The following is a 26,426-nucleotide window of genomic DNA, read 5'->3' on the forward strand; positions in this document are numbered from 1 at the left end:
GGTAAGACAGTAGCGACTTGGAGCGAGGTGGTATTCTCGTTACCATAGCTTGTTAGATTTCACAGCCAGCCAACCTACGCAGTTAATGAGGTTATTTCATGAAAAAATTCACCGGGCTGGCACTTGCCGGCTTATTCAGCATTGCCGCTCTGCCAGCTTATGCTTGCACACCGGAAGAGGCCCAAGCCAAGGCCGAGGAGGTTGCCGAAACCATCCATCGTCTTGCCGACGGCGATCAGGCAAAAGCCAATGAATTACATAAGCAATTGCTTGGGCTGCAATTGCGTGACCCCACTCGCAGTGATCATGGCGCCTGTGAGGCGTACGACCGCATCATCAAAGAGCTGGAAGCCAAAGGGGCGGAATAACCCTATCCCATCTAATTTATCGATCGAATAGCGGCATTTTTTGCGCTATTCGATCAACATAACCACGCATAGACTGATGGCATTCCCCCCATAGGAGTTATGTCATGCCTGCCTCAGTCAATCGTGATGTTGTCGAAGTGCTGGTCGGCCAAGCCGCCTCCGATGGCGATGGCGTCAAGCTCAAACGCATATTCGGCGGCAGTCGCGCCGAACGTTTTGATCCCTTCCTAATGCTCGACGAGTTCGGTTCCGATGATGCTGCCGATTACGTGGGCGGCTTTCCGTCCCACCCGCATCGGGGCTTTGAAACAGTGACCTATATGCTCGAAGGCCGCATGCTGCATGAAGACCATATGGGCAACCGTGGTCTGCTTGAGCCTGGCGGTGTGCAATGGATGACTGCAGGCAAAGGCATCATCCATTCCGAAATGCCGCAGCAGGATTCCGGGCGTATGCGCGGTTTCCAGCTATGGGTCAATCTGCCCAGCGCGGAAAAGATGCAGCCGGCCTCCTACCAGGACCTGCCCTCCTCAGCCGTGACCGAGCAGACGCTCCCCAGTGGCGGAACCCTGAGGTTGATCGCTGGCGAACTGGAATTGGCTGGGGGCCTGAGAAAAGGTCCTATCAACGGCAAAAGTACCGAACCATTGTATCTGGACTTGCACCTGGTGCCTGACGAGCGAGTAGAACTACCCGTGTCCGTGCATCTGAATGCCATGCTGTATGTCTATGAGGGGCAGATAGTTCTGCACGGACGTGAACAGACTTCCCCGCTAGGGGCTGGGCTGCTGGGGCGCTTGGGTAGCGGCAACCGGATTGCGCTGAGTGCTGGAAAAAACGGCGCCAGGCTGCTGTTGATCGCCGGAAAACCCCTAGGCGAACCTATCGTCCAATATGGCCCCTTTGTGATGAATAGTCGGGAAGAGATAGAGCAGGCGCTACGCGATTATCGCGATGGCCGCTTGGCCGGCTAAGCACAGCGCACTACTGGACGGACGTCAGAGGATCGGCGTACGTCCTGCCAGCGCGTGAGCCAGCGTGCCGCCATCAATATACTCCAGCTCGCCCCCCAGCGGCACGCCGTGGGCAATGCGCGAGACCTTGATGCCTCTGGGCTTGAGCAGATTGGCAATATAATGCGCAGTGGCCTCGCCTTCCACCGTCGGATTGGTCGCGAGAATCACCTCGGCTACTTCAGCTCTTTCGACCGCTTGCAGTAATGCCGGGATGCCAATCTCCTCAGGCCCCAACCCGTCAATAGGAGATAGCTGCCCCTTGAGCACAAAATAACGTCCGACAAATCCACCCGCCTGCTCCACCGCCCATACATCAGCAGGGCTTTGTAAAACACAGAGCAGGCTGCTGTCACGCCGCGGATCACTGCAAATGGCGCAAATATCGTGCTCACTCAAGGTCCGGCAGCGGCTGCAATAACCTACCCCATCCATAGCGGCCGATAGCGCCTCGGCCAAATGCCGCGCCACATCACGGTCGCGCTCAAGTAGATGCAGCGCCATGCGCTGCGCGGTCTTGGGGCCAACACCAGGCAAACCGCGAAGACCGTCAATCAAACGCCGAATCAAAGGGCTGAAGCTCATTTAGCAGCCTTGCAAAAAGGGTGAATAAATCAAAAAGGCATCTTGAAGCCATCAGGCAGATTCATGCCCTGGGTCAGACCCGCCATCTTGTCCTTGTTATTCAGCTCCAGCTTGCGCACAGCATCATTAAAGGCGGCGGCGATCAGGTCCTCAAGAATTTCCTTGTCCTCGGTCATCAGGCTGTCGTCCAGCGAAACGCGTTTGACGTCATGCCGACCGTTCATCATGACCGATACCAGACCCGCACCTGATTGGCCGGTGACCTCGGCATTAGCCAGCTCTTCCTGCATTTTTTGCATCTTTTCCTGCATTTCCTGCGCCTGCTTCATAAGCCCGGCCATGCCACCTTTCATCATGTTGCTGTCCTCATTCAATGCTAAAAGTCATCAATGGATTAAATTCAAAGCTTCGCCGCGTCAATCGGCCGAATGCTATCAGCGCAGATCTCCGCCGAAAACGCCTGCATCAGCCCCAGCACCAACGGGTCCTGACGGATGCACGCTTCCGCTTCCTGCTGGCGCTTGAACTTGCGCCTGGCAGCAGCGATAGCGGGCGTTTCCTGATCCGGCGCTTGGGTTTTGACCTCAAGCACGATGCTCTGGTTCAAATGCTCACCCAGCGCTTGCTGCAAGCGCAGACGGTGATTCTCGTTATACAGCGCGCTGTGGCCGGGATCCAGATGCAAGGTCCAGGCTTCAGCCGAGCGCGCTACCAACTGGCAATGGGCGGCAATACTCTGAGTAAGACCACTGAGGCCCAGCTGCAGAAAAATAGCCAACCATTCAGCCGCCAGGCCGCTGGCGGGCGGGAGTTCACTGATGCTGTCTTCCACGCTGACCAACTCATCCTCCGCCAGCAACGCCGCCGTCTCGGCCTCAGGCTGCCAGTCACCGAGGTACGGGCTAATGTCCAGTACCTCGTCGTCCGCGTCGCTGTCGTTGTCACTTGCGTCATCATCGGGAATAGCTTCAAGCCATTCAGTCGGAGGCTCGTCCAACGGGGGTTTTACAGGCGTACCGGCTTTCAGCGGTGCGCTGCCCGCATGCGCACGCGTGACCGGCGGCTGCGACTCTTGCGCACTATCGTCAACGGGCTGCTCGGTACTCGCAGCAGGTGGAGCGATATTCGTCTTAGGACTCTTGGCAGTTGTCTCAGCGCTAGCAATCGGCGGTGTAACGGCAGCCGACACTGCCGACGCGGGTATGTTGGCCGCCTCGGGAGCCTGGGATTCAGCCTTGGCCTGGCTGAGCCCCAGAGACTTTCCCGGCGGCGCCGGTCTTGGCTCTGCCGCATCCTGCTGCCCGCGAACCGATTGAGAAGTCCCGGACTGGACGGTTCCAGACTGGAGGGTCCCGGGCCGAAAGGCCAGCATACGCAGCAAGGCCATCTCGAAACCGCCACGTGGATCAGGCGCCAAGGGCAGATCGCGCCGGCCATGCAACCCTAACTGATAGAACAGCTGAACATCTTCGGCACTAAGGCGCCCGGCCAGATCCAGCACCCGGGCCTGATCACCCAGGCTGTTATCGGCAGCGGCCGGCAATACCTGGGTAATCGCCACACGTTGCAAGGTAGAGATCAACTCTGCCAGTACGCCAGAAAAATCAGCGCCCTGTTCGGCCAACTGCGCAACAGCGGCCAGCACGCCAGGCGCATCATCGGCTGCCAGCGCCTCCAGCAAGCCGAACACCTGGCCGTGATCGATAGTGCCTAGCATCGATCGTACATCGGCAATCTGTAAAGCACCGTTACCAAAGGCAATCGCCTGATCGGTCAGGCTCAGCGCATCGCGCATGGAACCATCGGCGGCGCGCCCGAGCAGCCATAACGACTCCTCGTCAAAGCGAATCATCTCTTCACCCAGCACGTGCTTGAGGTGATCGACAATCTTCTCCGGCAGCATGTTCTTTAGCGAAAACTGCAGGCAGCGTGACAATACCGTAACCGGCAATTTTTGTGGATCGGTGGTGGCCAGCAGAAATTTGACATGTTCCGGCGGCTCTTCTAGCGTCTTGAGCAGGGCATTGAAGCTGTGACTGGAGAGCATGTGCACTTCGTCAATCAGGTAGACCTTGTAGCGGCCTCTAGACGGAGCATATTGGACATTATCGAGCAGCTCGCGAGTGTCCTCCACCTTGGTACGGCTGGCAGCGTCCACTTCAATCAGGTCAACAAAGCGGCCTTCATCAATCTCCCGACACGCAGAGCAGACACCGCAGGGCTCTGAACTGACGCCGGTTTCGCAATTGAGGCACTTGGCCAGGATACGTGCGATGGAGGTCTTGCCTACACCGCGCGTACCGGTGAACAGATAGGCGTGGTGCAGCCGGTCATGATCCAGGGCATTGATCAGGGCCTGCAATACGTGGGTCTGACCGACCATTTCACGGAACAGGCGCGGACGCCATTTACGGGCAAGTACCTGATAACTCATTGGATGTCTGTAGTCCGGTTTGATCTGAAGGCAAGCGGCTACTTTAACCAATGACGTGCGACAATGCGAGGGCACAGAAACGAACGAAAGGCAGCCGCCCTTGCGGGCGGCAGCCGTCAATCAGCGTTTAACATCAACACGTACGATCTTGTTGTACTGCCTGAAGTCAAACTCCCCAGTAGCATTACCCTCGGCGTCCATCAATGGAAATGCATAGCGCGGCGTCATGACCACTTCGTAGTCGTATTCCCCTTGCGCACGTACATCCACTTCCATAAAACCGTAGTGCTTGCCACCATCAACGAGCTGATTACCGCTCCAAAGCTCCGGCGCATCGCCGTGCGCGCTCCAGTGGCTAGCCTGAGCTTCGGCGGGCAATAGATCAAATGGCACGTAACTGGTCGTGGGATAGTAGCCCGGGCCGCGCAAACCATCACCGGCAAAACCGACATCCCAGTAATGCACCCCATCAAGCTGGACATATTCGAGCAGTTCATCATGCCCCGATAGCACTGCCGTTACACCGTAGCGCGTGAACAACTCATGGTAGATACGCATGGGCATGCCCGACTGGTTGTCCTCATTGTTGGCGATACCTGCCGAGCCAGACACCAGACTGTGAACTCCCGTACCAAAAGCCGAGTGGTGAAACTGCACGAAAATGACCTGGCCGAGGGCCTGAGCATCGGCGAGTTCGCGCACGGCCCAGTTCCACTGCTCGCTGTTGCGATTGAAATCGGGAATACGCGCTTCTGCGCCGTTGAGCATCAGGTTGGTGTCACGCGCCGGGTCACTGTCATCACCATTGGAAGAATCAAGGGAGATAATCGTTACCGGGCCATAGTCAACGCGGTAATAGCGTTTTTCATGGCGGCTATCCCCCGCGTGGGTTGCGGGCAACTCCCAATAACTGTTCCATTTGTCGTACGCCAATGTTGCAGCCGCCGTGGTGTACGCGCCGCCATCAGGATGCCAGTAATTCTCGTGGTTACCCATCACCGGAAAGATCGGTGTATTGGAGGCCAAGCCACCCCATTCACCTGCGGTATGGCGCCAGAACTCATCCCAGTCCAATTGACGACCACCTTTTTCCACCAGGTCACCCGCTATCAGCCAGAAATTGGGCTGGCGGGTAGAAGCGTATTCTAAATTGGCCCGAAACCCGTCTGTTTGATCGACTGGATACTGACGACTTGCCGTGGCCGGATCAGTCCCCAATTTATCACCTCCGGACAGGACTGCATTGGCAGACCAGGCCACTGTCTTATCCGTCGACTCAGGCTCTGTCTCCATGTCGGACATGGCTAGAAACCGCACGTTGGCGCGTGCGCCCCGTTCCGGAGCGGTGCTCATTGTGGCTGCCAAAGCGTCGTTTCCAGCTTGTTTCACTACATATTCGTATTCGCTACCAGGCTGAAGCTCTTCAACCCGTACATGATGGCGATAGGGCAAAACGGGCGCCTCGCCTGCTGCCACATCCGCGTGGATACCACCGAAATTGCTTTCGCCATGAATATAGGCAACCTCGCTGCCACCATAGCTAAGGTTTTCAGCCAGCACCGGCTCAGAGGTGAAACTGCCAACACCTTCCACCTCCAGCACGCCAGGCACATCCTTATCAGTGAACCATATAACGCTAACAGCGGATTCAGTGGGATGCTGCAGGTATGGTAGAACACGAAATTGGGAGCTCTCAGCGACCGGCTCATCGATTTGCGGCGGCGGGGTATCAGATGAGGAGGAGGAACTATCCAGACAACCCGCGAGCAAAACGGGGCCGAATCCTGCAAGCAAAACCAAGTAAGGTATTTTCATGACTGCCTTCATTACATATACGAATGGAGCAGGCACTGTGCCAGCCGCACGTGACATTAACGTGGCAAAGACATGGATAAGAAATGAAATAAATGAGACGTAAAAGATGGGTGGCAGCCCTGCCAGCCACACCCCGGCACACGATATAACCGCTGTGGCTGCTCCCTTCCGGGCCTGACCAGGTTAACGGCGAATCATTGCGAGGGGACCGACAGGGCCACCATAACAAACCCGTACTGGACGGGCCGCGCTATTGTAACGGCTTGACGAGAACTTACAAGCCGTTGTTGCCGCTCACAGGTCTGCTGGATGGCAGTGACGAATCCTGAGCGTCAAACGCCTCCGAGCCCCAGTGACATACAACCCTATCTGAGCTCTCCGATCTGAACCACCCAGCCTGGGCTATGATGGTAAGTACATGGGCAGCGTGGGGCACCTGTAGTGATCACCTTTATCCTGTACTGCACATCCAGCCTCCGCACCCAGGCCATGCCCGCGGTTTTTCTTGGCCTGCTTCTCGGCCTGTTACCGAGCATCACGTGCCGGGCTCGTGTGACTATCGCCGGGCAGGCGCCAGCCTGCAGCTTGGGTATGTTGCCCGGACAAAAGCCAAGACACACTGAGCTTTACCGGCAGTGGGCCGCCGCATGACCCGGAAACGCCAGTTCAAGGCGCTGTTCTACTTGAACATTGCCCTGGTCGCCGCACTTATCGGCTACAAGGGCTACTTGAATCTTTCCAGGCCTGAGTTCACCGCAGTGCATACCGAGCAGTTGCTGGTATTGCGAGAGCGCCTGGGCGCCTCAGATAGCTTTAGCTTCGCCGTGGTGGGCAATATCAACAACTCGGTCGGGGTTTTCGAGCGCGCCTTCATTCCCCTGCTGAATAAAGCACAGATCGACTTTCTGGTATCCGCAGGCAATGCTGTAAGCGCAGGCGGAGAAGACAAGTACCGGGCGCTCTACGGCACCCTGAGCCATCTGAACATGCCCTACCTGCTGACGTTCGGCCCGCATGAATACGCCAACTTCGGCAGCTTTCGTTTCTACGAGCATTTCGGGCCACATTTTTATTCGATGGCACTTGGGGACAGCCGGCTGATTTTTCTGGACAGCACCGGCAAGACACATTTTCGTTGGCAGCTGGAATGGCTGAGCGACTTGCTCGACACCGACGACGCCGAGCACACCTTTGTGTTTATAAGCCATCCGCCACTGCACGTTGAAAACCACCGCCGGCTGATTAACAACAAGGACTTTCTCGCGCCAACTGAGTTTGCCGCACGGCTGATGGTACTGGTAAAAAAACATCGAATTGACGCAGTATTTTCTGCCAACCTGCCGATTTACTCCGAACAAGACATCGACGGGGCGCGTTTTATTACCACCGGAGGCGCTGGCGGCCTGATACGCAACAACGACCTCAGCTTCTATCACTATGTACGCGTGCACGTCAGTGCTTCGGGGGTAACAACCGAGCTGGTGCCCATACAGATTGGCCAGCACCCGCTGTTCAAACAGCTGGAGAGCTTGTGGTTCTTCATCTACTCGCTGTTCTATGTGGGCTTAGTCAATTTTTTGCTGATTCTTGGCGTATTGAGTCTGATTGCCATGCGCCTCTACACCCTGGTCTTCGTGGGTCACAACTACTACCGCAATTTCGATCTGGACCCCGCACCCTGGATCGAAAAGCCTCTTCGGGTCGCCATGTTTACCAACAATTATCTACCCTTTATTGGTGGTGTGCCGGTGTCCATCGAGCGCTTGCGCAACGGTCTTCAAGCACGCAGCAACGCTGTACTAATCGTCGCACCGCGCTATAAACATCAAGACAGGAACGAACGTAATGTCATTCGCCTTCCCTCACTATTGTCATTCGGTGCACGCCGGGAATTCAAACTCGCCAACATTTTCGTTCCAGGTATTTACCGGAAGATCAAACAATTCAAGCCCGACATTATTCATCTGCACCACCCTATCTGGGTTGGGTCGCTCGGCTTGTTTATTGGCCGGCGCCTAGGGGTACCCGTGGTCTACACTTATCACACCCGCCTGGAGCACTACGCTCACTTTGTTCCGTTGCCAGGCAAGCTGTTCCGCAACCTGATCTCACACCTACTGATCAAACGCTTCGCGAACAAATGCGACGGCATTGTAGTACCGACTTATTCAGCAGAGGAGTATTTGCGAATGATCGGGGTCAGGACACCCATCTTCGTGCAGCCAACCGGAGTTGATTTCCAGCGCTTTCAAACAGTCGATGAGAACGCGCTGGCGACGCTGCGCACGCAGTTGAACATCGGCGCGGAGACGATTCTGATCAGTGTGGCGCGGCTGTCAAACGAGAAAAATATCGATTTCATGATTGATGCAGTACAGCAATTACGCCGAGATGTTGAGCAGCCCTTCAGGCTGTTGATGATCGGCGACGGGCATCAACGACAGCGCCTGCAAAACCGTATCGATCAACTGCAACTGGGCAACTGGTTTTCACTGATTGGAGCAGTAGAACCGGAAAAAATGCCCACTTATTACCGCCTGGGCGACGTGTTTGTCTTCGCCTCCCAATCGGAAACACAGGGCATGGTCATACTGGAAGCCATGGCAGCCGCATTGCCGGTCGTGGCGATACGTTCAAGCGGTATAGACGATGTCATCGATGAAGGTGTCAACGGCTTCAAGACCGCGGACAGCCAGCGCCTATGGCAGGCCGCGGTGAAACAGCTGATAGGTGATGCAAGGTTACGTCAGCACATGGCACGCAACGCTCTGGAATCGGCAAGAATGCATTCGATCGAGCATTTCGCCCTGGAAATCAAGGGCATCTACGCCAGGATGATTGCTCAGAAAAGCACCTAAGCCCCAGCCCGTGATCTCGATCGTTCTTAGCGTCTTAACGAAAACTGGTGCGCGGCAAGCTGGTGCGTTGCAAGCGGATACGTCGACCCATGCCTAAGATAAAGGACAGTACGAACATAACCATGAATAAAACAAACAGAAGTTTGCCGGCCGCCGCTACAACTCCTACAGCTGCCCCGCCAAAACCCACAATCGCTGCCGCGATAGCCACAATAAGAAATGCAATAGCCCAGACAATCATTGCTCTACTCTCCCCACACTCAAAGTTTCATCGTTCGCCACTGAGGGGGCGGACGATTACACGTTGCTTACGTGTTGCTTATCTATAGTTGCTTCAGAACACCCAGCTGGGTTGCTCAGCGCCTGTCAGGCGAACACCCGGATCAACACTGGTTCTTTGAAAACGTTCGCTAGCCGGCTGCCGACTATCGGTGGAGACTGCAGAGGAGACTGCGGAGGAGACTGGGCTGGTGCGTCCCTGGTCCGATGCACCTCCTTCACTGACCAGAAACATCACGGCTGCGCCTGCCAATAGCACCGTTGCGACCACGCCTTGCCCAAAATCCTTGTATTTCATGGTGTTCTCCTCCTGGGTTCAACCAGTATCAGCCGCTTGTGGCCGCCAATATAGTCATTACGTATACAAGAAGATTGCACGCTGCGTGCCAGTCTTTATTTATTAAAATATACCTATAAATCAAATATTTACAAAATTCTCATCTGAGCTGTTACCGGCATCATGCACGACGTGTTGGTTTAGCGCATTGCAATTTGCACGAGATGTCAGAAGGCTACTTCAAGATTGGCCGACAACGAGTATGCTGAGGCAGCTTAGACGTTTGCCAACACATCCCTTCAGCTACTGAGCACCCAAGAAACCATGAGAGGGATATAGATCAGCGCGAACAGCGTACTTAACAGGGTGGTACCCGCTACCTGCCTCGGCGAGGTAGCAAGCAAGGTGGCAATCACCACAGTATTTGCGGCTATGGGTGTAATGGAAATCAGGAACACCGCTTGATAAACCGACACATCATAGATCTGCATGAATCGGCTATCGACCCACCAAAACGTTAAGGCAAGCAAGGGCCAGGACACGAATTTGCCAAAAAACGCCAATAGCGTGAAGCGTAGATCACCCGCCAGCCCCCTGAAGCTGAGAATACTCATGCCCACTATCATCATGCCCAGAACGCTATAAGCCCCGCGAAGATTATCGAATAGTGGCACTAATACCTCGGGCATGCCGATGTCGGACAAATTGAGCGTGACGGCCAGGGCAAAAGCATAGATGGAGGGCAGCCGGATGACCTTCAGGAGGCAGTCGCGCACACCGAAATGCCCGCGCGCAGCAAGGTAAAAGCCTACTGAACTCTCGAACAGGGTGGTCCCGAGCATACACACGATATAAATACTCAAACCCTGCTCACCGAATAATAATAACGCGAGCGGGATACCGAAGTAGCCGGTGTTGCCGGTACCCACCGAGAGCGGAATCAGGTTGGCAACCGGATCTTTGAGCCAGCGCCGGGCAATCGCCAAGTGTATCAGTGCCAGCAACGAGCAGAACCCGAATACCAGAAACGGCAGCATGATCACGCTGGCCGACAGTGGCGCCGCCATCACTCCGGCAAAAATCACCGACGGCGTGACGATATACAGCATCATACCGGCGATATGGCTACCACTGGCCTGTAAATATCGACCCGCCAGCCAACCGAGACCTACCGTGATGTACAAAGGCAGCAGCTTGTAAAGCAACACCAACGCTGCACTCATGCGTTCGACGACACCACAGGCGCCTTGATGTGGTAGACCCGCTCATGCAGGCGAGTCATGCCTTGCTGACGAAACACCGCATGATCTGCCAGTACGTCGCACTCATCCAGCAAGCTGATTGAGCAACCCTTGAACAGTTGCCGTACCTCAGTGTCAGCTACGCTGAAGGGTGGCCCGGCACGCTCAGCTTGCGGGTAGTCCAGGGTGACCAGTAACATCTGCCAACCGGCAGGCAGGTTTTTTATTATATGCGCCGCATAACGGGCACGCATGGCGGGCGGCAGCGCAATTAACGCCGCACGATCATAAACCGCAACCACCTGCTCCAACTGCGCCGACTGCAGGGCAAAGACGTCTCCGGCGAACAGTTTCAAGCCCTGTCCTTCGGCCAGGTCAAACGGCTCCTGCCGGCGCCAGGTTAAGGTCAATTGGTTTTCCAGCGCAAAGTCGTCCAGTGCGCTACGCGACAACTCTACTCCGACCACAATATGACCCTGGTCGTGCAGCCACAGAAGATCCAGGCTTTTGCCACACAACGGCACCCATACCGCACTGCCCAAGGACAGTTGCAAAGCAGGCCACCAACGAACCAATAGCGGGTTTACCTTGGACTTGTGAAATCCAATCTCTCCGCGCTGCCAACGCTCATGCCAGAAATCGGTATCCATTTCGCTTACCTTTAGATTGCAATCGATTGACTATACAGCATTTTTTAACAGCGGCCGGTCGTTCAGGATATAGTGTGGGCTGATTCCATCTCGAGACGGACCCGGCCCCGTATGGATTATATAAATACGCTATTTCTGGTAGGAGCGATGCTGCTGTGTGCCAGCATTCTGGCCAGCTCCCTGTCCTCGCGGCTGGGGATTCCTCTGCTGTTAATCTTCCTGATTATCGGCATGCTGGCAGGTGTCGACGGCGTTGGCGGTATCGCTTTCGACAATACCTCCACTGCCTTCATGATCGGCAGCCTGGCGCTGGCCATTATCCTGCTGGACGGCGGCATGCGCACGCGCGTGGAGAATTTCCGCGTCGGTCTTTGGCCGGCGATGTCGCTAGCCAGTCTTGGTGTGATCATCAGTGCCGGCCTAACGGGTATGCTGACGGCCTGGCTGCTGGATATTCACTGGCTTCAGGGCCTGCTGCTGGGCGCTATTGTCGGCTCGACTGATGCTGCGGCGGTGTTCTCGCTGTTACAGGGAAAAGGGCTCAATCTCAAGCAACGCGTGGGAGCGACGCTGGAAATCGAGTCCGGCTCAAACGATCCGATGGCGATCTTTCTGACTATCACCCTGGTCGAAATGCTGTCTTCCGGCCAGCAGAGCTTCAGTTGGAACTTTCTCCTGCTCCTGTTGCAACAATTCGGCATTGGCGGCCTCTGCGGTATGGCTGGCGGTATATTGCTGGCTTGGCTGGTCAACCGAGTGCACTTGGCCACCGGGCTCTACCCGCTGCTGATCACCAGCGGCGCCATTCTGGTCTTTGCCTTCACCAACAGCATCGGTGGCAGCGGTTTTCTGGCCATTTACCTCACGGGGTTGATTCTTGGCAATCGCCGCGTGCGCAACCTGCAGAACATTCTGCACGTTCAGGACGGTATGGCCTGGCTGAGCCAGATCGGCATGTTCCTGATGCTCGGCCTACTGGTTACGCCGAGTGAGATGGTCAGTATCGCCGGTCCGGCAGTGGCCATCGCCCTGTTCCTCATTTTGGTCGCCCGCCCAGTAGCGGTGCTGATCTGCCTGACTCCCTTTGTGTTCTCCTGGCGCGAGCGGCTATTTATCGCTTGGGTGGGTCTACGTGGCGCGGTGCCGATTATACTGGCGATATTCCCGCTACTGGCCGGCCTTGAGCAGGCTCAGCTATTATTCAACGTGGCATTTGTCGTGGTGCTTGTCTCACTTTTGTTGCAAGGCTCATCACTGCCGCTGGCCGCACGCCTGTGCAAGGTGGAGATTCCACCGCAGCCAGAGCCCATGCAGCGCACCAGCCTGGATGTCGCGGTAGATGGCGATTACGAGGTAATGATCTACCAACTGGATAATGCCAATTGGTGTGTCGGCGTGCAGTTGCGGCAATTGTCGATGCCAGCTGATGCACGCATCGCCGCCGTCTTTCGCGGTAGCCAACTGCTGCACCCCTCAGGTAGCACTCGGCTGGCGCTGAATGACGTGCTATGTATCATTGGCAGCCCCAAGGATTTACCTGCCCTGTCGCGCCTGTTCAGCAGGGCACACACACCCACCTATCTGGAAAATCGCAAATTCTTTGGTGATTTCATTCTTGAGGGCGACGCGCAGTTGGGTGCAGTAGGCAGCTTCTATGGCTTTGAGGTGCCGCCCGAATTGAGCGAGCTAACCCTGGCGGCCTTTTTCAGCAAGCAGTTCGGCGGACACCCGGTTGTGGGTGACAGTATCGAGTGGGAAGGTCACATCTGGGTGGTTGCCGCCTTGAATAATGACCTCATTCTGAAAATCGGCCTGAAACTCGGTAGCGGCTCGGGCAAACCGCCGATGGGCTTTCTGTAAAGTTTTATACAAGCCGATTTACAAGCCCTGCGGCTTGACCTTGACATGATGTTAAGGTGCACAGTCTACTCAGACTCCAATTTGAGTGACCACCATGACTGCCATTACCCTACCGATCAACGGTATGACCTGCGCCTCCTGCGTAAACAGAGTCGAGCGCGCCCTGACAGCGCTGCCCGGCGTCACCACAGTGCAGGTCAATCTTGCGTCTGATAGCGCCTACCTGGAATTAGACGACCCCAAACAACTCAGCACCGTCAGCGCTGCGCTGGATCAGGCCGGTTATCAACTGGGTAGCGAAGTCCGCCAGGTCAGTATCGAAGGCATGAGCTGTGCTGGCTGCGTCCGCCGGGCTGAAACAGCGCTGCTGAACGTGCCCGGCGTGCTTAACGCCGAGGTCAACCTGGCCAGCCAGCAAGCGCGAATCGTTTACCTTGCCGGCATGCCGACAGACGACATTTTCAGCGCCTTGAAAAAAGCCGGCTATCCAGGCCGCTGGGTAACCCCCGTGACCGCTGGAGAGCAGGACATCCAGGTGACCAAACTCAAGGGTGAGCGGCGCCACGTGATCCTGGCAGCAGTGCTGAGTGCGCCTCTGGCACTGGGCATGCTGCCTGCGCTGTTCGGGTATCACGAGCTGATGCTGCCACCGCTGGTACAACTGTTGCTGGCGTCGATCGTGCAGTTCTATTTCGGCGCGCGCTTTTACCGCGGCGCCTGGCATGCCCTGCGTAACCGTACCGGCAATATGGATTTACTGGTGGCGATCGGCACCTCGGCAGGCTGGTCGCTGAGCACTTGGCACGTATTCAGCACCCCGGCCGGCGTGATGCCCGTGCTCTACTACGAGGCCTCGGCAGTGATCATCAGCTTCGTACTGCTGGGCAAATACCTGGAAAGCCGCGCCAAGCGCCAGACGCTTGATGCGATCCGCGCCCTGACCGCCCTGCGCCCCGATATGGCCCGGCTGCGTAGCGCTGAAGGTGAAAAACTGGTGCCCCTTGAGCAGATTAATCTAGGTGATCAGGTACTGATCCAGCCCGGTGAGCGTATTCCTGTCGATGGCATCATCCGCGAGGGCGGCAGTCATGTTGACGAGTCCATGCTCACCGGCGAAAGCCTGCCCGCCAGCCGGCAACCCGGCGACTCGGTCAGCGCCGGCGCAATGAATCAGGATGGCATGCTGGTGGTAGAGACCACAGCTATCGGGCACGACACCATGCTCGCCAAAATCGTTCGTCTGGTAGAAAGTGCACAGGCATCCAAAGCGCCGATCCAGCGCCTGGTGGATAGAGTCAGCGCCATATTTGTACCTATCGTGCTGTTGATAGCGGCCTTGACCTGGGGCTTGGGGAGCCTTTGGTTCGGCGGTGAGCAGGCTTTGCTGAACGCGATTGCGGTATTGGTGATTGCCTGTCCCTGTGCGCTGGGACTGGCAACCCCGACGGCGATCATGGTCGGCACGGGCGTAGCGGCACGCCATGGCATTCTAATCCGTGATGCCCAGGCGCTGGAACTGGCGCACAAGGTCGACACCGTGGTGTTCGACAAAACCGGCACGCTGACGCAGGGGAAACCCAGCCTGGCTGCCTTTGCCGCCCTCGGGCCCTTACAAGCGGAGCCGGCACTGGCGCTGGCAGCCGCGCTGCAACGCAATGCTGAGCATCCGCTCGCTCAGGCGTTGTTGCGCTATGCCAGTGAACACCAGGTGGATGCCTCGGCCGCCACAGACTTTCGTGTGCACGCTGGGCTGGGTGCCAGCGGGCTAGTCGATGGCCAGCGCATCTGGCTGGGAAACCGGCGGCTGATGACCGATCTCAAGGTCAATTTGGACAGCTCCGCCACCTTGACCGAGCAGCATGAAAGCCAGGGTCATACGCTGTCCTGGCTGGCCATCGAGGGCCAGCCTGAACCTGTCGCGCTGATGGCCTTTGCCGATACGCTCAAGCCTGAGGCGCTAGACACTATCAAGCAATTGCGCGAGTTGAAGATAGACAGCTGGCTGATCAGCGGTGACAGCCAGGCCGCCGCTCAAGCCGTCGGCGAGCAACTGGGTATCAGCCATATCGAAGCGCAGGTGCTGCCCGAGGACAAAGCCCGGCATGTGCAGGCCTTGCGCGCCCAGGGCCACGTAGTGGCGATGATCGGCGATGGCATCAATGATGCACCTGCGCTCAGCGCTGCTGATGTGGGCATGGCGATGTCGACCGGCACCGACGTGGCCATGCACAGCGCCGGCATAACGCTGATGCGCGGTGATCCGCAACTGGTTCCTGCGGCGCTGGACATATCGCGGCACACCTGGCGCAAGATCCGGCAGAATCTGTTCTGGGCTTTTGTCTATAACAGCCTGGGCATACCACTGGCTGCGGTGGGCTTGCTCAATCCCATGCTGGCCGGCGCGCTGATGGCGCTGAGCAGTGTCAGCGTGGTCTCCAATGCACTGTTGCTCAAGCGCTGGAAACCGGAGGGGAAATGACAACAGGCAGTATCAATATTAGCCAGGCCGCCAAGGCCTGCCAACTGACGCCTCGTATGATTCGCCATTACGAGAGTATCGGCCTGCTGGGCATTGCCCAACGCAGCCCTGCCGGCTACAGGCTCTATACCGAACGTGATCTGCATAGCCTGCGCTTTGTCCATAACGCGCGTAGCCTGGGCTTCAGTATTGAACAAATCAAGCAACTACTGGCGCTGTGGCAGGATCGCGAGCGCAGCAGCGCCGAGGTCAAGGGACTGGCTCAGCTTCATCTTCAGGAACTGGAGGAGAAAATTGCCGGACTGCAGGCGATACACCAGACACTAAGCAACCTCGCCCAGTGCTGCCAGGGTGATGCGCGACCCGATTGCCCGATTCTGAACCAGCTCGCCCATGGCGACGCAGAGAAAACCCGCCGCGATGGAAGCTGATCAGAGCAGATTGAACAAACTCAGGCCGCTGATTTTAACAAAACTCTGCTGCGCGGCTTGCAAGACCACCGTCTCGAAGCTCAGGCGGCTGAGCGCCTCGGCATAATCCAGCTCGGACAACTGTGCGGTCATGGCCTGATTGATCAGCTTCACTTCGGCATTTTCATTTTGCGTCGACTCAATCACATTCAGCCGCGCACCGATGCTGGTCTGGACGCTGAGAACCTGGTTCATGCCGTTGTCCAGATTCTCTACCGCAATAGCCAACTGATCACGGCGTAGTAGCTTATCTTCCTGACTGTCGCCAGTAGTTTCCAAGGTATTGCGCAGCTCGGCAACGGTCTGCAGGATGCTGCGCTTTTCCTGGACTCCGGCGCCGCCATCTACTGCGCCCCGGGTAATCTGAAATTCGTCATTTTCGGCTAATTCACCATCTAGCGTCACCACTACACCGCCAAAGCGAATCTGATAGCTCTGATCATCGTTAGGCTGAATGACTCCGGTTACTGGCGGCGCCAGCGGATCATTGTTCTGATCGAGAATCTCGTAACTGGCACCATCCAGACCAACCCGGATGGTCACGCTATCATTCGGATAGAAGGTCGTATCGTAAGCGCCCTTATCTTCAACCACCCCAAGTGAAATGCGCGCGCCACCGACGTTGGCGGGATCAGCAGTGGTAACCACCCGATTGACGTTGGGCACATCGACAAACAGTTTTTTACCATTGTCATTAATCGCCACCTGTTTCGAGCCAGCAATCTGAATCGAGCGCTGGCCTTCGTCACCCTGGTAAGTATAAGTGCCATCCGGCTCCTTGATAAAAGGTGGCGTCTGACTCTGAAACCCGCCAAACAGATACTCGCCTCGAGCATTGCGGCTATTGAATAACGCAACAAGTTCCTCTTCACGCTCGGCCAGTTCCTGCCCTAGCGCTTCCCTATCCGCTTGCCCAAGAGCCCCATTACCCGCTTGTAGAGCGATTTCCCGAACCCGTTGCAGGTTATTGTTGATGGCGTTGATCGTCGCCTCTTCCTGCGTCAGGCTATTGGTCGCCGCTTTCAGGTTGGCATCGTATTGATCCAGCTTGTTCGCCTGCTGATCCAGTTGCAGCAACCGCACGCTGGCAACAGGGTCATCCGCAGGAGACAACATGCGTTTGCCGGAGCTGACCTGCTCCTGCGTGCGAGTCACCTTGGAGTAGTTATCCTGCATGCCCTGCAAGCCGATATTAAAAGCCTGAATCGTCGAGATACGCATGGCCATTTACCTGTCAGCGAATACTGTTGAGGAGTGTATCGAATACCGAGCGCGCAATCTGGATAACCTGAGCGGAGGCATTGTAATACTGCTCGAACTTGATCAGGTTGGCCGCTTCCTCATCGAGATTGACTGCGGACACCGAGTCACGATTATTTTGCACCTGCTTGAGCACTGCGCCGCTGGCCTCGCTGTCCGATCGAGCCTGGGCAGTAAAGGTCGCGACCCGTTGGACGAGGTCCCCGTAGCCCTCTGCAAAAGAGTAACCGGCGGCGCCGTTGGCCTGCCCCAGCACGGCGTCGGTCTGCAGGTTCGAAAGGATAAGCGCATTGCGGTTGTCGGATTTACCTTCGTTGATAGCCACAACAAAGCTATCTTCATTCAGCGCAGTGCCGGTCATGGTCATACTGAACGTATAACCCTCAATGCTGTACTCCAGTTGATTGCTCTGTCCTGGGACGACTGGGATGGTCGCCGGTGTCACCGGGCCAGCGCCACTGCTCAGAATCATTTCCGAGCTGGCTTCATCATAGGCAAAGGTGATCGGCAAAAAGGCTTGCATTGCAGTCGGATCAATAGGCTGGGGGCCGTCTATCAGCGTTGGCTGGGTGACTTTGGCATTACCGCGATTCTCCAGGCTGGCGTCGACTTTGGCCGGTGCGGCAAATCCGAGCTCCTCCGGCTGTTTCATCACCGACTCCATGGCCCCAGCGGCACTGCGGGTTGGCGTCAGCAGAAACCGGTCGCCAGCACCGAGTTGATTGCTGCCTTCTGCGTTAATAGCAATGCTGAACCCGTCCAGTTCGGGTGCCGGATCACTTCCGATAACATAGGGGCCAGACACCTTGTCGTCAGAGACCCGCCGTACAGTGAACTCAGTGGCACTGCTGAACAGCACTTCATAGTCGGAAGTACTCAGTTGCGCTGTGTCGGTAATCAGAATGTCCAGGCGCGTGTTGGGGTCGGTATTAGTCGGTCTGGCATGGCTGCGCGCCTGAACCTGATCAGGGCTGTTGATCTGCTTGAACAGATCCGCGCCAGCTTTACCATTGATATCCACACCCTGGCCTAACTGGTCGTTGACCTCGCTGGCAATCGACAGCGCAAGGCGGCCGACCGAATTCAACGCCTGATCCAGCACATCGCGACGGTAACGCACCAGACCACCCAACTCACCGCCACTAATCAAGTTGGTAATATCCTGCTGACTGCCGCCGCTGACCAGTACTATTTCAGAGCGGCTGGGGTCGGAGCGACCTTGCACTACCTGCAAAGAGGAAGCCTCCTTGCCTACGACCAACGGTTGGCCCGATCCGACAAAGATATTGATGCTGTTTTTGTCCTGTTTCACTACGGTAATGCCGACCAGCTCGCTAAGTTGCCGAACCGCCTCATCCCGAGCATCCAGCAGATCGTTGGGCTGTGCGCCATTGGCCGCCGCGCGTTCAATCGCATCGTTGTAACCCGCGATTGAGGTAGATAGCCGGCTAACCTGATTGGCCAGCGTGCCCATTTGCTCACCGATGAACTTGGTTTGCGTGGATAGCCGCTCTTGCACCGTATTGAAACGTGAGGCCAACCCCTCAGATTCCGACAGGAACAACTGACGCCCCGCCAGACTGGCAGGATCCTCGATTGAGGTCTGCAAGGCGTCGAAAAAATTCTGCATACCGGGGGTAATGCCAGTGGCAGCACTCGACAACAGGGTATTGAGCTCTTCCATCTGCGTCTGAAACGCGGTGACTTCGGAGTTGATCGAGGTACTAGTGCGCACCTGCCCGGTCAGGAATTCATTATAGATCCGGTTGACGTCGGTGATACTGGTACCGTTACCAATATAACCCACCCCGCTGAAACTCGGCTCACGCGCGGCCTGCACAGCAGTTTGCCGACTGTAGCCAGGAGTATTGACGTTGGTTATGTTCTGCCCAGTAACCGACAAGTTGGTCTGACTGGCACGTAAGCCGCTGAGGCCGATATTGAACAGGTCAGCCATGCTTATACCCTGCCCTGAACGGCGGCGCCGTCAGACTGAGTGGCCACCGGGTCGCCGGCCGCCGGGTCGCCGGCCGCTTGATTCAGGCTAATTAGCTTGCGAGCGATCTGCGAGACCTTGTTGGCGTATTGCGGATCGGTGGCGTAGCCGGCCTGTTGCAACTCGCGGAAGAAACTATCCGGGTTGGCCGTGGTGGTCAGCGCCTGCTGATAGCGACCGTTGTCATGCAAAAAATCGACATAGTCATCGAAGCTCTGCTCAAAAGACGCGTAACTGCGGAAATCCGCCCGCTCCTGTCCCTTGACCCCATTACGATATTCATGGGTGACCACGTTGGCCGACTCGCCCTGCCAGCCACCATGCGCCTTGATGCCGAACAGATTGTGGCTGTTGGTGCCATCAGCCTGTTTGATAATAGATTTGCCCCAGCCAGTTTCCAGCGCGGCCTGAGCCACCAGGTAATGTGGATCCACGCCAAGCCGAGCGGCAGCCTTTTCGGCCATGGGCAACATGGTCGTGACAAATTCCTCCGGGCTTCCAAAGCGTGACTGGCCTGGCATACCGCTAGCGCTCGCCGCCGCGTACTGACGCACTTCGGCCGTCGCGGGATGCTGGCGCGCACTGCTTTGAAGGCCCCGCAAGGGCTGCCATTCCTGGGCTACTGCCTGAGACTTGTCCTGGGCGGCAGCACTGGCGACACGGGCACTGAGCTCGGCGGCCTGCATACCGCTATGGCCAAGGGAAAATGCCAGGCGTCGACGAGCCAACAGCGCCGAGTGGTCGACGCCTGAGGTAGCTGGGCGTGCCGCGCTGTCCACAGAGTCATCTTTGGCAGTCGCTGGGGCGCGATCCAACGGAGCGGCGGCAGGCGCGGCGAGCGGCTGGGGTGACAACTGACGCATCATTACATCCGCCAGGCCAACACCCTGTTTTTCCGACAGATGCACGGACATCTGGTTGTCGTGCATATCCTGATAAAAGCGCGTCTGCGGCGTGTTCAACGGGTTGCCTTCGGCGAACACCGCATTGGCATCACGCATGCTCTTGATCATCATGTTCATGAACAGCGATTCGAACTGCTCGGCAACACGTTTGATGTTGTCCGGGCTGTTGGCTTTGGAGCCGACTTTCAATTCGTTCATCGAATTGACGTCGGTATAGCTAATGCTGTTCGGGCTCATGATCAATCCTCGCTCAGATCACAACCAGGTCGGCGTTCAAGGCGCCAGCCTGTTTCAATGCTTCAAGAATGGCCATCAAATCACCTGGCGCCGCGCCGACCTGGTTCACCGCACGCACGATCTCGTCCAGCGACACTCCAGGGTTAAAGACGAACATGCGGCTGTCACCCTCTTCGATATTGATCTGCGAGCTGGGCGTAATGGTGGTCTGCCCCGCCGTAAAAGGCGCATTGGGCTGGTTTACCTGAATGTTCTCGGTGATAGTCACGGTCAAGCCACCGTGCGTCACTGCGGCGGGCTGTACGCGCACATCCTGGCCAATCACAATGGTGCCGGTGCGCGAATTGATGATCACCTTGGCAGCGGCGTTGCCCTGCTCTATCTGCAGGTTTTCAACCATCGACATGTAGTCCACGCGCTGATTCGGATCCAGTGGCGCACGCACGCTGATCGAGCCCGCATCCTGGGCTTGAGCCACATCCGGGCCGAACGTATTGTTTATCTGATCAACTACCCGTTTGGCCGTAGTGAAATCCGGGCGATTCAGGTGGAACACCAGATGGGTGCCGCTAGCAAAGGGGCTGACCACTTCGCGCTCCACCGTTGCACCACCGGGGATGCGCCCGACGCTCGGCACATTGACGGTAATACGCGAACCATCGGCACCTTCGGCGCCAAAGCCACCTACCACCAGATTGCCCTGGGCTATCGCGTAGATTTCGCCGTCGATACCTTTAAGTGGCGACATCAGCAAGCTACCGCCGCGCAGACTTTTTGAATTACCGATCGACGACACGGTAATATCGATGGTCTGGCCTGGACGTGCAAAGGGCGGCAGGTCGGCATGAATCGCCACTGCGGCCACGTTGCGCATCTGAATACGCGTGCCCGCTGGCACGGTAATACCAAACTGGGTCAACATGTTATTGAAGGTCTGCACAGTAAAGGGTGTCTGGCTGGTCTGGTCACCCGAACCGTCCAGACCTACTACCAGACCATAACCAATCAGTTGGTTGGTGCGCACGCCGGCAATGCTGGCGATGTCCTTGAGCCGTTCAGCCTGTGCCAGCGGACTGGTCAACAGGATACAAAGGCATAACAGCAAGCTGCGCATGCGCATGACTCCTAAAAGGGCCAAAGGGGGCTGAGGAAGAACTGACTTAACCAGCCAGGCTGGCTAGCGTTGGCAAAGGCACCCGTGCCCGAGTAGGCGATGCGGGCATCGGCAACCCGGGTAGAGGGAATGGTGTTGTCTGTGGCCACGTCATCACTACGCACCAGGCCCGAAATACGGATCAGTTCGTCGCCGTTATTCAAGGTGATCCACTTTTCGCCGCGTACCCGCAATATACCGTTGGGCAATACTTCTGCGACGGTAACGGTGATGGAGCCGGTCAGGCTGTTACTCTGATTGGCCTCCGAGTCACCATTGAAAGAGCGGTTGCCGCCCATATCCACACCGAGATTCAATCCCTTGGCACCCACTACGTTGCCAAACAGGGTCGGGTTGGCGATCTGCGTCGAACTGTTCTTGCTGATCTCGTTGTCAGCACTCTTGCTCGCCGCCATCCGCTCTTGCAGGGTGATGGTGATGATATCGCCTACGCGGTGCGCCTTGCGGTCGTCGAACAGGTTCTGATTGAAACCGGGCTGATAGATGGCACCGTTGTTCAAGGCCTGGGGCATCGGCGTGCGCGGTAGCACCGGCGCATAGGCCGGATCGTCAGCGCGCGGCGGCATTTGAACGCAAGCGGTCAGGACCGCTATCAGACAGCACACACCAGAGAAGCGCAGCATTTTCATCTCACATCACTCCGCTCAGAGGTTCTGACTGATGTATTGCAGCATCTGATCGGCGGTGGAGATCACTTTGGAGTTCATTTCGTAGGCGCGCTGGGTGGTGATCATGTTGACCAACTCCTCCACGACGCTGACGTTGGAATTTTCCAAGGTGTTCTGCAATACCGTACCTAGACCATTCTGACCTGGGTTGCCCGCCTGTGGCGCGCCACTGGCGCCGGTTTCCAGAAACAGATTGTTACCTATCGACTGCAGGCCCGCAGGGTTGATAAAGTCGGCGGTCTGCACGATCCCCAGCTGCTGAACAGCCGGATCACCAAACACGGAGACGCTGACGGTTCCATCCTCACCGACCGTGAACGTTTGTGTATCCTCGGGCAGCACAATGCCGGGCTCCAGCGGAAACCCGCTGGACGTGACGATCTGCCCATCAGCATCCAGATGAAAGCTACCGTCGCGGGTATAACCGATATTGCCGTCAGGCATGAGAATCTGGAAAAAGCCGCGGCCGTTAACGGCCAGATCCAGCGGTTGCTCGGTGGTCTGCAGCGACCCCTGAGTAAATATCTTCTGTGTACCGGCCACGCGCACACCGGTACCTAGCTGCAGGCCTGAAGGCAACTGAGTGTCCTGGGTGCTCTGGGCACCAGGCTGACGCTTGATCTGATACAGCAGATCCTCGAACTCGGGCCGATCACGCTTGAAACCGGTGGTCGCCACGTTGGCCAGGTTGTTGGAGATGGTCGTGAGCATGGTGTCCTGAGCGGACAACCCGGTCTTGCTGACCCAAAGTGCTGCGTGCATGTGTTTCTCCTTGCGCGTCAGTTCACTGACGCGCCTTATCAGAACTAGCTGAGTTGCAGAAGTCGGTTGGTCGTGGTGCTGTTTTCTTCAGCTGTGCGCATCATTTTGATGTGCAGCTCGAATTGGCGTGCCAGAGACAACATCGCCGTCATCTCTTCCACTGCATTGACGTTACTGCTTTCCAGAAAACCGGTGGCCACCCGCACGAAGCCGTCGGCGGGTTGTTCCAAACCACCGGGAACGCGCATCAACCCGTCTTCACCCTTGCGCAGAGCTGCCGGGTCAGGATTGACCAGCTTGATGCGATCCACCTCCGCCAGCACATTGGGTGCTTCGCCCAGGGCGCGGATGCTAATGGTGCCGTCCTGGCCAATCTCGACCTTGTCCGCCGGTGGCAGCGCGATGGGCCCAGCATTGCCTAATACCTGCAGACCGCTGGACGTACGGAGCAAACCGAACGCGTCAATATTCAGACTACCGGCGCGGGTGTAAGCTTCAGTGCCGTCTGGCGCCTGCACGGCAATCCAACCATCCCCTTCCACCGCCAGGTCCATGTCCCGGCCGGTCTCCATCATGCTGCCGGAAGACATATCAGTGCCGGGTCTTTCGGTCATGGCATAAGCACGGGTGGGCAGCGTTTCTCCGAACACCGGCATTGAGCGGGCCTGTTCGAAATCACGCCGAAAGCCAGTGGTGCTGACGTTGGCCAGATTGTTCGCATGGGCGCGTTGCGCCAGCATATTCTGGCTAGCGCCGCTCATGGAAATGAATAAGGATTTGTCCACGCTCTACTCCCGTTCTGACAAGTAATTGCCGCTTTCGGCGCTGTCAAAGAGAATAATGCACAGTTCATGCCATGGATGAATCTTAGGTGTTAAACGTTTTAAATCAGAGACTTGGAAATGGTCCAAGAAAAAAGCGGCAAAACCGGCAAGCTTTCGCCTGCGGTTTTGCCGCCTTCACACCGAACCGCTCGGTGCGGGACCTAGTCTTATCTCAAGTTAATAATGGTCTGCGTCACCGCATCTTCCGTCTGAATAGTCTTGGCGTTGGCCTGATAGTTACGCTGGGCAATGATCAGGTTGATCAACTGCTCAGACAAGTCGACGTTGGACTGCTCCAGTGCGCCGGACTGGATCGCGCCCAGAGTGCCTGACTGAGGAGCGCCAACGACCGGCTCACCTGATGCAGAAGACTGCGCCCAGGCAGTGTTACCCAAGGGCGTGAGGCCCTGCTGGTTGGCAAAGTTGGCCAGTACTACCTGCCCTTGAGTACGGGTCTGACCGTTGGTATAACGCGCCACCAATAAGCCTTCTTCATCGATCGACAGACCAGCCAGCTCACCAGTAGTAAAACCATCTTGTACCACGGAAGTGACGGCGAAGCTGGAAGCAAACTGGGTTGTGCCTGTGAGATTAATGTCAAACCCTGCCCCAGCATTCGCTCCGGTGGGCTGGCCTGCCGCATCCAGAGGGTTCCAACCATTGATGGGGCTTGGCGTCAACGGCTGCGGCGTGGTTAGCATGCCCACCGAGTCAAAGGTGAGCTGAGTAGGCTGCGGAGCAAAACCGGGATCAGTTGGCAACTGATTACCGGGCACCTGCCGGCCATCTATCAACGTAAACATATCCCATTCGTTACCGTCGGTCTTGACGAAATATTTGGTCAGCGTATGTGGGTTGCCAAGACTGTCAAAAACGTTAACCGAGGTGGAACTGTTATAGGTGGACGAATTGGTCGGATCGAAGGTAGCTTGTGCCGCATTTTCGGCCGCTTCTATCTCTAGCGCAGTGGGATTAGCAGGGTCTGCGGCTGTAGCAATGGAGGCATCGTAAGCCTGCTGCCACACCGGAAGGCGAACGTTGGTGGAGTTCAAATTGATGGTCGACTCAATCTGGGTGGTCGCATTCGGATCAGCCGAGCGAGTATCCACACGCAAATCAGTCTGAACGCCCTGGTTGATCTGTCCAGTAACCGCATTCACCGCAAAGCCCTGCAGGCGCGCACCAGTATTATTGGTGATAAAGCCCTCACGATCCGTACCAAAGTAACCTGCGCGAGTGTAGGAGAGCGCACCCTGATCACTGGTGACAAAGAAGCCGTTACCATTGATAGCCAAGTCCAGGCTGTTCTCGGTGAAGTTGATATTACCCTGAGTAAACTGCTGGGCCACGTTACCCAGAAGCACGCCACTGCCAATGGCATTGCGCCCTGAGCCGAGAATAGAGGCGGCATAGACGTCGCCAAATTCGGCGCGTGAGCCCTTGAAGCCAACCGTACCCGCGTTGGCTATGTTGTTACCGGTGATATTCAGATCGGATGATGCCGCCCGGATACCACTCAAACCGATATTAAAAGACATGGTAATACTCCTTGCCGATTCGTTGTCGGACGGCTGTTACTGACTGATTGAATACACGTCGGATAAGTTGATGCTGCCCAGGCCGGCGACGTTCAGAGTCATTTGCCCACCCGCCCCATTACCCAGAGAAACGCTGTCCACGTTAGCCGGCAATAGCGTAGCCAATTGCTTGTTCTCACCATCGATGGTCGCCTGGGCTTCAAACTTGTAACGCCCTGGCGGCATGATGTTGCCGCTACCGTCGGTACCATCCCAGACAAAATCATGCATGCCGGTATCTTGGGCGCCGAGGTTGATGCGCGTCACCAGGCTACCCTTGTCATCCAGCACGTTGACATACACATTGGTGCTCGATTGAGGCAACGCCAATTGGCCTTTCAGACCTTCCGTGGTATCGACCATGGCCTTGTCGGTAGGCACGATCACCTTGCGCCCCACCAGTGATGAGGCCTGCAAGGCCTGTGAAGACTGATAACCGCTGAGCAAGGCCTCCATCGAGGAGTTCAAGGTACCAATACCCTCAACCGTGCTGAACTGCGCCAACTGTGCAATAAACTCCCCATTCTCCTGCGGAGATAGCGGATCCTGGTTATTTAACTGGGTGACCAGCAGCGTCAGAAACTGATCCTTACCCAGCTCGCCGCCCTGAACTTCACGGCTGTCATCCCGGGCATACTGATCCAGAACACTGGCGCCGGTACCGATCGAATTGGCAATACTCATGGTCAAAGCA

General features: G+C 56.7%; 23 protein-coding genes and 1 other RNA gene. 6 read left to right on the forward strand and 18 right to left on the reverse strand.

What is annotated here, in order from left to right; translation table 11 throughout:
* Positions 1 to 98: 98 nt before the first annotated feature.
* Together K787_RS0112920 and K787_RS0112925 are read left to right on the forward strand one after the other, a co-directional pair.
* Positions 99 to 368, forward strand: coding sequence for a hypothetical protein (locus K787_RS0112920; RefSeq protein ID WP_022963222.1), 270 nt, complete (start codon positions 99 to 101; stop codon positions 366 to 368).
* Positions 369 to 472: 104 nt separating this feature from the next.
* Positions 473 to 1,342 (forward strand): pirin family protein, encoded by an 870-nt coding sequence (locus K787_RS0112925; RefSeq protein ID WP_022963223.1) that lies wholly within the window; start codon positions 473 to 475, stop codon positions 1,340 to 1,342.
* A 24-nt stretch (positions 1,343 to 1,366) separates the two neighbouring features.
* Here the strand turns inward: K787_RS0112925 and recR are convergent, their stop codons facing one another.
* The 5 genes from recR to ffs form a co-directional block, all read right to left on the reverse strand.
* Positions 1,367 to 1,966, reverse strand: a complete 600-nt coding sequence (recR, locus tag K787_RS0112930; RefSeq protein ID WP_022963224.1) for a recombination mediator RecR — start codon at positions 1,964 to 1,966, stop codon at positions 1,367 to 1,369.
* A 29-nt stretch (positions 1,967 to 1,995) separates the two neighbouring features.
* Complete coding sequence (locus K787_RS0112935) at positions 1,996 to 2,322, reverse strand: YbaB/EbfC family nucleoid-associated protein (RefSeq protein WP_022963225.1); 327 nt, start codon at positions 2,320 to 2,322, stop codon at positions 1,996 to 1,998.
* Positions 2,323 to 2,366: 44 nt separating this feature from the next.
* Entirely contained in the window at positions 2,367 to 4,400 is a 2,034-nt protein-coding gene (gene dnaX / locus K787_RS0112940; protein ID WP_022963226.1) for a DNA polymerase III subunit gamma/tau, read from the reverse strand.
* A gap of 120 nt (positions 4,401 to 4,520) precedes the next feature.
* Positions 4,521 to 6,215 carry a metallophosphoesterase family protein gene (locus K787_RS0112945; RefSeq protein ID WP_022963227.1) on the reverse strand — a complete coding sequence of 565 codons (1,695 nt, stop codon included), beginning with the start codon at positions 6,213 to 6,215 and terminating at the stop codon, positions 4,521 to 4,523.
* A 117-nt stretch (positions 6,216 to 6,332) separates the two neighbouring features.
* An RNA gene (ffs, locus tag K787_RS24785) (signal recognition particle sRNA small type) lies at positions 6,333 to 6,429 on the reverse strand.
* 433 nt (positions 6,430 to 6,862) lie between these two features.
* Here ffs and K787_RS0112950 point away from each other — a divergent pair.
* On the forward strand, positions 6,863 to 9,073 hold the full coding sequence (locus K787_RS0112950; protein WP_022963228.1) for a glycosyltransferase: 2,211 nt from the start codon (positions 6,863 to 6,865) through the stop codon (positions 9,071 to 9,073).
* A gap of 34 nt (positions 9,074 to 9,107) precedes the next feature.
* Here K787_RS0112950 and K787_RS23095 read toward each other — a convergent pair whose 3' ends face one another.
* The 4 genes from K787_RS23095 to K787_RS0112970 form a co-directional block, all read right to left on the reverse strand.
* Positions 9,108 to 9,314 carry a DUF1328 family protein gene (locus tag K787_RS23095; RefSeq protein ID WP_022963229.1) on the reverse strand — a complete coding sequence of 69 codons (207 nt, stop codon included), beginning with the start codon at positions 9,312 to 9,314 and terminating at the stop codon, positions 9,108 to 9,110.
* A 93-nt stretch (positions 9,315 to 9,407) separates the two neighbouring features.
* Positions 9,408 to 9,650: a hypothetical protein gene (locus tag K787_RS0112960; protein WP_022963230.1), complete on the reverse strand. Its 243-nt coding sequence runs from the start codon at positions 9,648 to 9,650 to the stop codon at positions 9,408 to 9,410.
* A gap of 278 nt (positions 9,651 to 9,928) precedes the next feature.
* Positions 9,929 to 10,852, reverse strand: coding sequence for an AEC family transporter (locus tag K787_RS0112965; RefSeq protein WP_022963231.1), 924 nt, complete (start codon positions 10,850 to 10,852; stop codon positions 9,929 to 9,931).
* Positions 10,849 to 11,520, reverse strand: coding sequence for a thiopurine S-methyltransferase (locus K787_RS0112970; protein WP_022963232.1), 672 nt, complete (start codon positions 11,518 to 11,520; stop codon positions 10,849 to 10,851). Before K787_RS0112970 ends, K787_RS0112965 begins: the two co-directional genes overlap by 4 nt.
* Positions 11,521 to 11,631: 111 nt before the next feature.
* On the opposite strand from K787_RS0112970, the gene K787_RS0112975 reads away from it, so the two are divergent.
* The 3 genes from K787_RS0112975 to cueR all read left to right on the forward strand — a co-directional run bounded on the left by K787_RS0112975 (position 11,632) and on the right by cueR (position 16,290).
* On the forward strand, positions 11,632 to 13,380 hold the full coding sequence (locus K787_RS0112975) for a potassium/proton antiporter (protein ID WP_022963233.1): 1,749 nt from the start codon (positions 11,632 to 11,634) through the stop codon (positions 13,378 to 13,380).
* A 94-nt stretch (positions 13,381 to 13,474) separates the two neighbouring features.
* Complete coding sequence (locus K787_RS0112980; RefSeq protein ID WP_028614908.1) at positions 13,475 to 15,859, forward strand: heavy metal translocating P-type ATPase; 2,385 nt, start codon at positions 13,475 to 13,477, stop codon at positions 15,857 to 15,859.
* An 11-nt stretch (positions 15,860 to 15,870) separates the two neighbouring features.
* Positions 15,871 to 16,290, forward strand: a complete 420-nt coding sequence (cueR, locus tag K787_RS0112985; protein WP_084672103.1) for a Cu(I)-responsive transcriptional regulator — start codon at positions 15,871 to 15,873, stop codon at positions 16,288 to 16,290.
* Here the strand turns inward: cueR and flgL are convergent, their stop codons facing one another.
* From flgL to flgD, 9 genes are all read right to left on the reverse strand, one after another.
* Positions 16,291 to 17,550, reverse strand: a complete 1,260-nt coding sequence (gene flgL / locus K787_RS0112990) for a flagellar hook-associated protein FlgL (RefSeq protein ID WP_022963236.1) — start codon at positions 17,548 to 17,550, stop codon at positions 16,291 to 16,293.
* A gap of 13 nt (positions 17,551 to 17,563) precedes the next feature.
* Positions 17,564 to 19,546 (reverse strand): flagellar hook-associated protein FlgK, encoded by a 1,983-nt coding sequence (gene flgK, locus K787_RS0112995; RefSeq protein WP_022963237.1) that lies wholly within the window; start codon positions 19,544 to 19,546, stop codon positions 17,564 to 17,566.
* 2 nt (positions 19,547 to 19,548) lie between these two features.
* Positions 19,549 to 20,727, reverse strand: a complete 1,179-nt coding sequence (gene flgJ, locus K787_RS23100) for a flagellar assembly peptidoglycan hydrolase FlgJ (RefSeq protein ID WP_022963238.1) — start codon at positions 20,725 to 20,727, stop codon at positions 19,549 to 19,551.
* A gap of 13 nt (positions 20,728 to 20,740) precedes the next feature.
* Positions 20,741 to 21,841 (reverse strand): flagellar basal body P-ring protein FlgI, encoded by a 1,101-nt coding sequence (locus K787_RS0113005; protein ID WP_022963239.1) that lies wholly within the window; start codon positions 21,839 to 21,841, stop codon positions 20,741 to 20,743.
* An 11-nt stretch (positions 21,842 to 21,852) separates the two neighbouring features.
* Positions 21,853 to 22,524 carry a flagellar basal body L-ring protein FlgH gene (gene flgH, locus K787_RS0113010; protein WP_040641007.1) on the reverse strand — a complete coding sequence of 224 codons (672 nt, stop codon included), beginning with the start codon at positions 22,522 to 22,524 and terminating at the stop codon, positions 21,853 to 21,855.
* A gap of 21 nt (positions 22,525 to 22,545) precedes the next feature.
* Positions 22,546 to 23,331, reverse strand: a complete 786-nt coding sequence (gene flgG, locus K787_RS0113015) for a flagellar basal-body rod protein FlgG (RefSeq protein ID WP_022963241.1) — start codon at positions 23,329 to 23,331, stop codon at positions 22,546 to 22,548.
* A gap of 44 nt (positions 23,332 to 23,375) precedes the next feature.
* Entirely contained in the window at positions 23,376 to 24,116 is a 741-nt protein-coding gene (gene flgF, locus K787_RS0113020) for a flagellar basal-body rod protein FlgF (protein WP_022963242.1), read from the reverse strand.
* Between the two features lie 206 nt (positions 24,117 to 24,322).
* Complete coding sequence (locus tag K787_RS0113025) at positions 24,323 to 25,693, reverse strand: flagellar hook protein FlgE (protein ID WP_022963243.1); 1,371 nt, start codon at positions 25,691 to 25,693, stop codon at positions 24,323 to 24,325.
* Between the two features lie 36 nt (positions 25,694 to 25,729).
* Positions 25,730 to 26,416, reverse strand: coding sequence for a flagellar hook assembly protein FlgD (flgD, locus tag K787_RS0113030; RefSeq protein WP_022963244.1), 687 nt, complete (start codon positions 26,414 to 26,416; stop codon positions 25,730 to 25,732).
* Positions 26,417 to 26,426: the final 10 nt, after the last annotated feature.

It is taken from the genome of Halopseudomonas pelagia CL-AP6, from assembly GCF_000410875.1.
Taxonomy (GTDB): Bacteria; Pseudomonadota; Gammaproteobacteria; order Pseudomonadales; family Pseudomonadaceae; genus Halopseudomonas; species Halopseudomonas pelagia.

Bases quoted from the DNA above. Each gene is read 5' to 3' on its own strand.
- K787_RS0112920 (WP_022963222.1), top strand. From the start codon at position 99: ATGAAAAAATTCACCGGGCTGGCACTTGCCGGCTTATTCAGCATTGCC.
- K787_RS0112970 (WP_022963232.1), bottom strand. From the start codon at position 11,520: ATGGATACCGATTTCTGGCATGAGCGTTGGCAGCGCGGAGAGATTGGA.
- K787_RS0112950 (WP_022963228.1), top strand. From the start codon at position 6,863: ATGACCCGGAAACGCCAGTTCAAGGCGCTGTTCTACTTGAACATTGCC.
- K787_RS0113005 (WP_022963239.1), bottom strand. From the start codon at position 21,841: ATGCGCAGCTTGCTGTTATGCCTTTGTATCCTGTTGACCAGTCCGCTG.
- K787_RS23095 (WP_022963229.1), bottom strand. From the start codon at position 9,314: ATGATTGTCTGGGCTATTGCATTTCTTATTGTGGCTATCGCGGCAGCG.
- flgH (WP_040641007.1), bottom strand. From the start codon at position 22,524: ATGCTGCGCTTCTCTGGTGTGTGCTGTCTGATAGCGGTCCTGACCGCT.
- flgD (WP_022963244.1), bottom strand. From the start codon at position 26,416: ATGAGTATTGCCAATTCGATCGGTACCGGCGCCAGTGTTCTGGATCAG.
- K787_RS0112960 (WP_022963230.1), bottom strand. From the start codon at position 9,650: ATGAAATACAAGGATTTTGGGCAAGGCGTGGTCGCAACGGTGCTATTG.
- K787_RS0112935 (WP_022963225.1), bottom strand. From the start codon at position 2,322: ATGATGAAAGGTGGCATGGCCGGGCTTATGAAGCAGGCGCAGGAAATG.
- K787_RS0112945 (WP_022963227.1), bottom strand. From the start codon at position 6,215: ATGAAAATACCTTACTTGGTTTTGCTTGCAGGATTCGGCCCCGTTTTG.
- K787_RS0112925 (WP_022963223.1), top strand. From the start codon at position 473: ATGCCTGCCTCAGTCAATCGTGATGTTGTCGAAGTGCTGGTCGGCCAA.
- K787_RS0112965 (WP_022963231.1), bottom strand. From the start codon at position 10,852: ATGAGTGCAGCGTTGGTGTTGCTTTACAAGCTGCTGCCTTTGTACATC.
- K787_RS0112975 (WP_022963233.1), top strand. From the start codon at position 11,632: ATGGATTATATAAATACGCTATTTCTGGTAGGAGCGATGCTGCTGTGT.
- K787_RS0113025 (WP_022963243.1), bottom strand. From the start codon at position 25,693: ATGTCTTTTAATATCGGTTTGAGTGGTATCCGGGCGGCATCATCCGAT.
- flgK (WP_022963237.1), bottom strand. From the start codon at position 19,546: ATGGCTGACCTGTTCAATATCGGCCTCAGCGGCTTACGTGCCAGTCAG.
- dnaX (WP_022963226.1), bottom strand. From the start codon at position 4,400: ATGAGTTATCAGGTACTTGCCCGTAAATGGCGTCCGCGCCTGTTCCGT.
- flgL (WP_022963236.1), bottom strand. From the start codon at position 17,550: ATGCGTATCTCGACGATTCAGGCTTTTAATATCGGCTTGCAGGGCATG.
- recR (WP_022963224.1), bottom strand. From the start codon at position 1,966: ATGAGCTTCAGCCCTTTGATTCGGCGTTTGATTGACGGTCTTCGCGGT.
- flgJ (WP_022963238.1), bottom strand. From the start codon at position 20,727: ATGAGCCCGAACAGCATTAGCTATACCGACGTCAATTCGATGAACGAA.
- flgG (WP_022963241.1), bottom strand. From the start codon at position 23,331: ATGCACGCAGCACTTTGGGTCAGCAAGACCGGGTTGTCCGCTCAGGAC.
- K787_RS0112980 (WP_028614908.1), top strand. From the start codon at position 13,475: ATGACTGCCATTACCCTACCGATCAACGGTATGACCTGCGCCTCCTGC.